This is a genomic window from Cellulophaga sp., assembly GCF_039943695.1.
Lineage (GTDB): Bacteria > Bacteroidota > Bacteroidia > Flavobacteriales > Flavobacteriaceae > Cellulophaga.
Map to the genome: position 1 here is coordinate 1 of NZ_JBDVAA010000032.1, position 10064 is coordinate 10064.

Here is a 10064-nt window from a genome sequence, read left to right on the forward strand (position 1 = left end):
AATTTTTTTTAACTTTTTAGCTAGGTACAGATGCATTTTCTATTTTACCAGAAACTATAACATAATCTATAGTTTCTGGCTTAGTATTTTTACAAGACGCTATTAAAAACGAAGCACAAAGTATATATATTATTTCTTTCATTTTTAACTATTAGATTATTTTTTAAAACCATATTTTGCAAGCTCTTCCCAGAGTTTTTCTTCATGAAAGTTACCTCTAGAAACAATAATACCTTCTGGATCTATTATAACAATGTGAGGAATTGCCGTTATGTTAAAACTATTAGATACTTCTTTGGTGTCTAGCAATTGTATCCAAGGCATTTTTTCTTGCTCTACAGCTTTTTCCCAATCTTTTCTTACAGCATCTGTAGATATACTAACAATCTCTAAGTTTTTATTTTTAAATGACTTATGTATTTCCTTTAGATTAGGAATTCCTTGACGACAAGGACCACACCAAGACGCCCAAAAATCTATTAAAACATATTTACCTTTATAATCAGATATTTTAAAATTGCCTTCTTTATCTGCATATGGAATTGTAAACAAAGGAACTTTTTGACCAACTGCAGTAGTTAATTCTGACTTAAGTCTTTTATCTAAAGATGTTAAGTAATAAGAATCTTTAACCGCTGGGGAGAAACCATTAAGTATTTGTTGTAGTGTAGCTGCTTTTGCTGCCCAAAACTCCTTATTAATTATTGCTGGCAAAACATAACTATTAGGGTACTTGTCTATAGCTGTTAATAAAGATTGGGCATAGTCTGCCATAAAAATAGAATCATTAGTTGCTAAATTTCTCTTATATTTTAAGTTAGACATTCTTTGGTATCCCAATTCTTCACTAATACTTAAAAACTCTTTTTGGTACTCATTTTCATCAATTATAAATTCTCCATTTTCTAGTTTAATATTTATAGCTATGGGGCCCGTAAATACTTCTAACCTATAATTTTTATTAGCCAATTGTATATTTACATTACGTAATACTTTAGAGCCATCTAACTTTAGTATGGTTTTAGAAGAGTTTATATCTTTAGTTATTGTTAACCTCTCTGCCTCTTCTCTAGAAGATAGACTTTGATATGGGTAAATTACTACTTTACCTTCTTTTACTTCTCCTGTTTGTATTGTAATAATACATTCTTGTGTTTTACTAACTTTTTCTTTTGACTGACAGCTAACTACACTGCATAGAAATACAGATAGCATAAGTGCTATAAATTTTATTTTCATCTTAAATGTGTGTTTTTTTTAAAACATAAGAGATTAATTTAATCTCTTATGTTTTCACCTATTTCTGGTGTAGCGTTAATATATTTTCTTGCAATTGGTAAAGCCCAGTTGTTACCATTGGCCTGTAAGCTGTATGTTTGTCCGTTTAAGTTTCTAGACAATGAAATATTTGCATTATCAAACTCATTGTAACGTTTAAGATCAAACAAGCGTAAGCTAGCGCCCGCTAACTCCATTCTTCTTTCATTCTTAACTATATTTAAAACCTCTGTTTTATCTGTACTTACTAAAGGTGTGTACGTTCCTGTTTTAAATCTATTTTCTCTAATTAAGTTTATATCTGCTAAAGCCAAGTCTAAATTATTTAGGCGTGTATTGCACTCTGCTCTAATTAATAACACTTCTGGTACTGTAAAACCAGAACCTCTATAGTTTGTAAAAAATGGTGCACCTAGTACATAGCCATCTTCAGGGATACCAAAAAAGAAAGAAATTGGAGAAAACATTGTTTTACGTAAATCATCATCTTGATACATAGAAAACAATTCATCGCTAGCAATTAATAAATCATATTGATTAGGAGATCCTTTTACCCATAATAATTGTTTGTCATTTTGTGGTTGATCTAGATATAAAACATCAAAATAAAAACCATAATCATTATAATTATTTATGGCATTGTATATTGCATATGAACTATTTGCTGCTTTTAAAGCTTTATCATACTCTGCCATATACAAATAAACTCTTGCTAAAAACGCATAAGCACTAGATTTAGATGGCCTGTGTTTGTGGTTATTAGATTCTGGTAGGTCTGGCAAATAAGGTAAAGAACTCTTTACATCTTCTATTATTAAGTTGTAGACTTCTTGTACTGACTTTCTAGATAAATCTGCCCCTTCTAGATTAGAGTCTAAACGCATTGGTACTCCTGGGTTAGAAGCTGCATTTTCATTATAATGCAAACCATACATATTTACCAAAGCAAAATAACTAAATGCTCTTTGTATTTTTGCTTCTGCCAAAATTTCTAATTTTTCTAACTCAGATCCATTTTCAGCAGACATTATTTCATCTATAACAATGTTTGCTGGGTATATTTGCCCATACAATCTTGCCCAATCGCCATCTTCTTCATTAGGTAAATATAAATCGTTATCCCAAGTATATTCTCTTATTGCTTGTGGAGAAAATTGATTTAATGTATTGTCATTAATTGTAAAATCATCAGACATAAGATCTGTGTTGGCATACGTGACTCCAAAACCAGGAGAAATTTTAGGAAACCCTTCTCCGTTGCGGTCTACTTGATCTAAAAGCAATCTATAATCTGATACATTTGTAGGTATTACTTGCCCTTTAGGTTTAATATCTAACCATTCTTCCTTATTACAAGCTGAAATTAATACTAATACAAGTATTAATACTGAATATTTTAGTTTCATATATACTGTATTTTAAAAATTAAATGAAAAGTTTAGAGTAAAAGTAGGTGTGGTAGGTAAGACAAAACTTTCTGGATCTTCATTCCATTTATTAAAGTTTATTAAACCAATATTTGTTGCTTGTAAACTAACCTTAAAAGCATCTATCCCTGTGTTTTTTAATACCTTTTTATCAAAATTATAACCAAGAATTATTTCTTTAAATCTAATGTGTGATGCAGAATCTACAAATTGATCTCCAGAAGCGTAATAAGAGTAACCTAACTTATAAGCATCAGAACGAAGCAATGGCAACCTAGGTATACTTGTTGTATTCTCGTCTCCAGGGTTTTGCCATCTATTTTCAAAATCTGAATGAATATTAGCTGTTATATAAGATGACGCATTTGTATAATCTAGAATATTAGTGTTTCTAAATACGTGTCCTAACTTATAGGTAACTAATGTTCTTACATAAAAGTTTTTGTAACTAATATTGTTTACCCATGAACCATAATATTTAGGTGTTGTTGTACCGCTGTATACTAAAGCATCTGTATTTTCTATAGCAGCTTCTTCTAAGGTCCCAGCAACATTTACTTTACCATCTACATTTATTAATTCTCCGTTTTCGTTTAATGTTAACGGATCTCCGTTTGCGTCTAAACCTGCAGATTTATAACTATAAATATATCTTAAAGGATTACCAACTAAAGGTTGCCCTCTTAAATATGTTGTTACTGTTTCCTCTGGAACATCTACTTTTGTAACTGTATTTTTGTTATGACTAAAGCGTAGTGTTGTATTATATTTAAGATCTGTTTTTTGAGCAACATTAATGTTCAAATTAACATCTACACCTTCGTTTTCCATTTCACCAACATTAATTGTGGCATTATTAAACCCATAAACAGACGGAAAAGAAACTGGAGATAATAAATCTGTACTTTTTTTATGATAATAATCTACATTACCACTTATGGTATTATTAAACAAACCAAAATCTACTCCTAAATTAGTTACATAAACTTTTTCTAAACGCAACTCAGGGTTTTTAACATTTCTAATGTAAGCAAACTCTACATCTGTCACATAGTTTCTAGAGTTTCCTGCAATTAAATAAGGACCTGTATTACGGTCTACATTACCATTAACACCGTATGTACCTCTTAAAGAAAGGGTATTAAATACCTTTCCTTTAAAAAAACCTTCATTATTAATATCCCATTTACCACCTATAGAGTATAGAGGTATGTTTCTATAATCTTTACTTGCTCCAAACAAATTGGTATCATCTAATCTAATACTACCAGTTAATGTATACTTGTTTAAATAAGTATAAGCAGCGTTTGCATAGTAAGACACATATCTATTTTCTTCATATGCTACAGATGATGGGTTTAATAAAGCCCTAGTAGGGTTTACTCCACTGCTTGTAACAGGCACCCTTTCTCCAAATGCTATAGATGCAGAAGTTAATGCTTGTGGATCAAAACCATATAATGTATTATTATTAAATGTATTTTTAACCTGCCTAAGTTCATACCCTGCTAACGCTGTTACTCTATGCTTATTATCATTAAAAGACTCGTTATAATTTAATTGTATTCTTCCTTGTCTTGTTTTATTTGTTGCATTATTAAAACGGTAAATACTTCCTTTATTTACATGGTTAATAAATTCACCGTTTTCTACTCTTGTATATGTATTTACAAGGTCTCTAACATAATATGTATTTTCATTAAAAAGAGAATTTCCTTCTGAATTGTTCCACTCATATTGGTAAGATCCTCTAACAGATAAATTATCTAGTATTTTATAATCTACAGCAGTTTGTATACGTATAGAGGTACCTTCTATAGAATTATCTTTATTATTAAATTCCTGCATTAAATTATGATCCCAATTATATGGGTAACCACTTGCTACTTTTTCATCTTTAAAATCTTGTCCTAATCCATAAGGTTGCGTTACTTGGTTGCCATTAGCATCTAAAATATTTTGGTATTGAAAAAGATTACTATAATCTCCGCTTGACATACCGTTTGATTCTCTTTTACTAGAAGTAAAATTAAAATCATTAGAAATTGTTAGCTTAGGAGTTACGTTAAAAATGCCTCTTAAATTTGCAATTAGTTGGTCTGAGTCATTATTCTTAAAAAAATTATTATTTTCATTTTTATTGTATGATATAGAACTTCTATACATACTATTTTTTCCTCCTCCACTAATTGCAAAATTGTACTGAGACCAATAAGAATCGTTCATAAACAAGTCCTGAAACTCTTTACGACTATCTACTCCTCTTAAACTATTAATAATAGCATCTGCTTCTGCCTGGGAAATTAATCCTTCATTTAATTTTAAATATGTTTCTATACCAGCTCCTAATGCAGGCTGATTATTACCCTCTGGTAACAAACTCCACTCATTGTCTGCTCTATGTTTTTCAAACTCTAAAAAACTATTGGTAGAAGCATATTTTAAATCCTCTAAATTATTTTTGGGCGTTATAGAGTAGTTTGTTGAAAACTCTATTACTGGTTTTCTACTTCTATTTCCTTTTTTAGTAGTAATTACAATAACACCATTTGCTGCTCTAATACCCCAAATAGATGCTGCTGCGGCATCTTTTAGCACTGTAATATCTTTTACATCATTAGGGTTAATAGATTCTATACCCTGAGATATAGGAAAACCGTCTACAACAATTAATGGTGTAGGTGCAACTTCTAAAGAACCAATACCTCTAATTACTGGGCCATCTACATCATCAAATAAAAGGCCTGACAATTCTCCTTCTATTTTATTTAAAATACTTTGCGACACTTTAGTATCTAGCACTTTAGAATCTACCTTATCAAAAGAACCTGTAGCTCGTTCTTTTGATATTTTTTGGTAACCAGTACTTAAAACTACTTCGTCTAACTGTGTCGCATTTCTTTTCATTACAATATTTAAAGTAGTCTCTGTACCTACTATTTTTTCTACTGTATCAAAGCCTATATATGAGTACACTAAAGTATTACCTTTACTTACATTTATACTGTAATTACCATCAAAATCTGTAACAACACCATCTCTAGTTCCTCTTAGTAAAACTGTAACGCCTAACAATGGTACACCGTTTACATCTGTAATTTTACCTGTAATTTTTTGCTGACTTAAAGCTGGTTTAGAACTAATTATAATAGTATTATTTTTTGTTAACGAAAAATGGTACCCTTTCAATTCAAAAAAGTTACTTAATAACTCATTGGTTCTTATACTTCCTTTTTTTACCACTATTGAAGGAAAGTCTTTAAATAAATCCTCGTGGTAAAGAAATGTATAGTCGGTTTGATTTCTAATAATAGTAAATGCCTCGTCTACAGATATTACTTTGTCTTTTTCTATAAACACCTTGGCGTTCTGAGAAAATACTTCATTAGAAGTAAAACTAAATACGGTTGTACAAAATAGAAACAGAAATATTCTCATAATAAACTTCAAGACACCTGCTCTCTTTCGAAAGTAAATGGGGTTAATAATTTTTATTTTCATAAATTTGAGTGTTAGTTGGTTAAACCATTTGGTTAATTAATTAATAATTTTTTAAGGGACAGGGTCTTAACTTTCCACGGCATAGACTCTGTTCTTTTTTTTCGCTACTTTTTTCTATTTAATTTAAGGTTACACTTGTTTTATCTATTTGATATGATTTAATAAATCCTGAATTTTTAATTGATAACAATATATCTTCTAAAGGAGAATCTTTACTAACTACTCCCATAAACTTAACGTCTTCTATCTCTTTATTAGTAAACTTAAAATCTACATTATACCAACGAGACAAGACTTTTGTTATCTCTTTTAGCGGCTTTCTTTTAAAACTAAATACTCCATTTTTCCAAGAGGTAACATCATAAACATCTACTATATTTTTAGCATACTCTTTAGTGTCTACATTAAATGTAACTTGCTCATTTGGTTTTAAAATATCTTGTTTTGCATTTGCTGTTAGTGATACTTTGCCCTCTACTAATGTGGTATACACATAAGACTCATCATTATAAGCTTTAATATTAAACTCTGTTCCTAAAACCTCAACTTCTTGGTATTTAGATAAAACCTTAAACCTACTACCATTATGTTCTGTGCTAGGGGATACATCAAAATAAGCTTCACCGTACACTAACTCTACTTTTCTTGTCTCACCACTTTTAAAACTTGTTGGATATTTTAACTGAGAATCAGAATTAATCCACACTGCAGTACCATCTGCAAGTTTTACATAGTACTGCCCTCCTCTTGGTACAGTTAAAGAGTTATACTTTACTTGAGCTAATTCCTCACTTGTTTTTTTAGAGTAGATAAGTTTATTTTTTACAGCACTACTATTTGTGTTAGTATATACACTGTCTTTATGTAAAACTATATCAGAACCATCTTCTAAAGTTAAAATAGCCTTAGAAGAGCCTGGTAATACACTCTGCTCTTGAGATACAATTACATCATCAGCCATATTAAAGTTTTTCTTAGAAATCCAATAATAACTCGCTAAACTCACCAAAACAGCAAATAAAGCTGCATATTTTAAAAACTGAAATTGCTTTTTCTTTTTTAAAATTTTAGTGTTACTATTTAATAACTTAAATAATTTTTCTTTTTCTTCTTCTGTTTGAAAATCTTTCATGTGATAATCAACTAAATAATTAGTCTTTATATAGCTTTTAAATAGTTCTTTAGTAGACTCACTTTTTAATGCGTCTAATAATTTATCTAAATCTTTTTTAGTGGTAGATTTTGATAAATACTTGGTTATTATTTTTTCTATTTTTTCTGATTTTGGCATTCCTATGCGCTTTTATATAAATGACGCAACTATTTAACACTACCCCAACGTTTTTTTAATTTTTTTTTTACATTGCAACGATTAATATTAATTTTTAACAAAATGAAAGAGATGTTTACTAATGAAAAAGAGTTAAAAAAAGAATTAAAAAATGGGAACGAAAAAGCGCTATCTTACTTAATGGATACCTACCACCACCCCCTATGTTTATACGTTTACAGCTTTTGTAATGATTCTGACGGAGCTAAAGATATAGTGCAAAATATTTTTATTAGACTTTGGGAAAAAAGAGATAAAATAGAAGCCATTACTTCTTTAAAAAGATTTTTGTACAAATGCTGTTATAATGAGTTTATTAGTCAATATAGAAAAGATAAAAAAATATTAGCTTTTGAAGTAGAACATGTAAATGCATTAGAAGAACTTATTAAAGATGAAAACGAAGCCTTATTGAAAAAGCAAATTGAATTACTAAAAATAGAAATACAAAACTTACCTCCACGCTGTAAAAAAACATTTTTACTAAGTAAAGAAGATGGACTATCTAATATGGAAATAGCGCATAAAATGGATGTTACTATTAAAACTGTAGAGGGCCAAATAACAAAAGCTTTTAAAATTTTAAGGTCTAAATTAGGAGATAAAATAAAACCAGTACTCTTTTTAATGTTTCGCTCACAAAAATACACCCCAAACATTTTTTAACTTTCTATAACTTTTCTGTTATAAAGTTAAATTTCTTATCTACCTAATTTTTCCATTCATAAGAGTGATATCTTCCGCTACCTTAGTATTAACAAAGGACTAGCGTAAAATTAACACCTAAACAATGCGTTATCAACTACATATTTTTAGGGCTTATTTTTTATGTATTTAATAAATTAAAAGCCAATAAATTACGTTTTTAATTTATAATTTTTATATTTGGTAAACCAATCTGGTTAACCAATTTATATTTTTATGCAAAAACATACGTTATATATAGCATTTATAGTACTTTTTAGTATTATATCTTGTACCGAAAAAAAGAATACAATATCTAATGTAGAACAATTTAACTCTGCAGTAAAAAAAGCACAACCTGGCGATGTACTAACACTAGCAAATGGTGTATGGAATAATACCGAGCTTCTTTTTGCTGCTAAAGGAACTGCAGAAAAGCCTATTACTTTGACTGTAGAAGAAAAAGGAAAAGTTACATTAGAAGGACAATCTAATTTACGTATTTCTGGAGAACACCTAATTATTAAAGGATTAGTTTTTAAAAATGGTTATACTCCTACTAATGAAGTAATCTCTTTTAAAGAAGATTCTAAAACACTAGCAAATAATGTTAGGCTAACAGAATGTGTTATAGATAACTTTAGTAACCCAGAACGCCATGAACCAGATACTTGGGTTGCAATTTATGGTAAAAACAATAGAATAGATCATAATCATCTTTCTGGTAAAAAAAACAGAGGTGTAACTATGACGGTGAGACTAAATACAAAGGAAAGTCAAGAAAACGATCATAAAATAGACCATAATTATTTTGGCCCTAGACAAAACTTAGGTTCTAACGGCGGAGAAACTTTACGTATAGGAACTAGTCACTTTTCTAGAACAAACTCAAACACTATTGTAGAAAATAATTATTTTGATAGATGTAATGGTGAACATGAAATAATATCAAACAAATCTTGTCAAAACACATATAAAAGTAACGTTTTTTACGAATGTACAGGTACACTTACTATGCGCCACGGAAATAGAACAATGGTAGATGGTAATATTTTTATTGGTAACAACAAACCTAGTACCGGTGGTATAAGAGTAATAAATGGTGAACAAACTGTGGTTAATAATTATGGTATTGGATTAACTGGTTATCGTTTTAGAGGTGCGTTTGTAATAATGAACGGAATTTACAACTCCCCTATTAACAGATATGATCAAGCAAAAGATGCTGTTATAAAAAATAACACTTTTGTAAACAGTAATCATATACAACTTTGCGCTGGTAGTGATGCAGAACGTAGTGCTCCACCAGAAAACTGTGTTATGGAAAACAACATTTTTTATAATGAAAATAAAGATAATATTTTTACTGTTTATGATGATATAAGTGGTATTGCCTTTAAAGATAACATCATAAGTAAAAATATTAAACCAATTAGTGAAACTGGTTTTGAGGCTAAAGAAATAAGTTGGAACAAGAATGCAGATGGCTTGTTGGTTCCTACTAATACTAATTTAAATACTGGAGCTACATTACCAGCTGCTATTCTAAAAAAAGAAAACACTGGCGTAAATTGGTACTCTAAAGAAGATACAACCGTTGCTTTTGGCTCTGGACAAACCATAAAAGTAAAAACTGGTTTAAACACTTTGTTTGAGGCAGTAAATAACTCTTCAGCAGGAGATGTATTAGAACTTAGCGCTAGCGAACCTTACACATTATCTAAAACAATAGCCATTAATCATCCTTTGAGTTTTGTTTCTAACTCAACAGAAAAACCAACTATTTTATTTGAAAAGAAAACACTTTTTGAAATTAAAAATGGAGGTAGTTTAAATCTAAAAGA

At 29.7% G+C, this 10064-nt stretch carries 7 protein-coding genes; 2 read left to right on the plus strand and 5 right to left on the minus strand.

From position 1 onward, the window contains the following. Positions 1-16: 16 nt before the first annotated feature. The 5 genes from ABJD66_RS02830 to ABJD66_RS02850 all read right to left on the minus strand — a co-directional run bounded on the left by ABJD66_RS02830 (position 17) and on the right by ABJD66_RS02850 (position 7497). Positions 17-142, minus strand: a complete 126-nt coding sequence (locus tag ABJD66_RS02830; RefSeq protein WP_348127984.1) for a hypothetical protein — start codon at positions 140-142, stop codon at positions 17-19. 14 nt (positions 143-156) lie between these two features. After that, on the minus strand, positions 157-1239 hold the full coding sequence (locus ABJD66_RS02835; protein ID WP_348127987.1) for a TlpA disulfide reductase family protein: 1083 nt from the start codon (positions 1237-1239) through the stop codon (positions 157-159). A 38-nt stretch (positions 1240-1277) separates the two neighbouring features. Next, a complete protein-coding gene (locus ABJD66_RS02840; protein ID WP_303543321.1) occupies positions 1278-2684 on the minus strand; it encodes a RagB/SusD family nutrient uptake outer membrane protein in 1407 nt (468 codons plus the stop codon). A gap of 12 nt (positions 2685-2696) precedes the next feature. After that, the gene (locus ABJD66_RS02845; protein WP_348127991.1) at positions 2697-6206 is read right to left on the minus strand and encodes a SusC/RagA family TonB-linked outer membrane protein; all 3510 of its coding nucleotides are present in this window, start codon (positions 6204-6206) and stop codon (positions 2697-2699) included. 118 nt (positions 6207-6324) lie between these two features. Continuing rightward, entirely contained in the window at positions 6325-7497 is a 1173-nt protein-coding gene (locus ABJD66_RS02850; RefSeq protein ID WP_348127994.1) for a FecR domain-containing protein, read from the minus strand. 102 nt (positions 7498-7599) lie between these two features. Between ABJD66_RS02850 and ABJD66_RS02855 the strand changes: the two genes are divergently transcribed. Together ABJD66_RS02855 and ABJD66_RS02860 are read left to right on the plus strand one after the other, a co-directional pair. Beyond that, positions 7600-8202 carry a sigma-70 family RNA polymerase sigma factor gene (locus ABJD66_RS02855; protein WP_100895355.1) on the plus strand — a complete coding sequence of 201 codons (603 nt, stop codon included), beginning with the start codon at positions 7600-7602 and terminating at the stop codon, positions 8200-8202. 255 nt (positions 8203-8457) lie between these two features. Then, the coding region (locus ABJD66_RS02860; RefSeq protein ID WP_348127998.1) for a polysaccharide lyase 6 family protein at positions 8458-10064 on the plus strand (1607 nt) is incomplete at its 3' end.